The following is a 738-nucleotide window of genomic DNA, read 5'->3' on the forward strand; positions in this document are numbered from 1 at the left end:
CGCCATCGCCCTGTGGCGCGCCGACTACAATCCTGTTTCATAACACCCATCTGTCTATGTCGTTGAAGTGAATAGGTTTTGCTGATCTGGATGCGATCCCGTGGGGTATTTTGGGTTTTGCCGCGCGCGATGAACGATGCGCTGTGCCGCAGGTTCGCCAAGCGTTGATCGGCTGAAGACCCATGGACCATCCGGCAGAGGATGAACGCCTTCGATCTCGCCCGCCTCGGCGGCGAGCCTGAGGGTCTTCGGTGCAACGCCGAGAAGGCGCGCCGCCTTGTTCAGGTTAAGCCATGGCTCTTTGCCGTCCGCCGCTGGCCGGAAGACAGGGATCTTATGATGCGACCTGTGCGCGGTGACCCGTTCGCGTGTCCATCGATTGCCGTGGCCGGTCACCAGTCCATTGCGGTTGAGGATGCCAGCAATCAGATCATCATTGGCGATGAGCACCAGTTGGCGGACGGCCGCGATGATATCGCCGGACGTGCTGTTGCGCTGTCCACGGCGCCGCTTCGGCAGGCGCAGTTCAGTATGGACGCCGCCAACCCAATGGATCAGAAGAACGATCTCTGACGCTTCGTCATCGATATCGGCGACCACCTCCCGGATGACGGTGCGAACGATGCGCTTCTTGAGCCTTGCATCCGTCGTCGGCGCCGCCCATACAGCCTTGAGATCGGCGGCGAGCGCGGTGACGTGTATTGGCGACAGAAGTGATGGCTCCGATGTCGAGGCATC

At 60.8% G+C, this 738-nt stretch carries 1 protein-coding gene; it reads right to left on the reverse strand.

Annotated features, from left to right (window positions below; translation table 11 throughout):
- Nucleotides 1-54: 54 nt before the first annotated feature.
- The coding region (locus NKH49_RS34785) for a MerR family transcriptional regulator (RefSeq protein ID WP_502907997.1) at nucleotides 55-738 on the reverse strand (684 nt) is incomplete at its 5' end.

Origin of the sequence: Mesorhizobium sp. M1088 (genome assembly GCF_040318575.1) — a bacterium.
GTDB lineage: Bacteria > Pseudomonadota > Alphaproteobacteria > Rhizobiales > Rhizobiaceae > Mesorhizobium.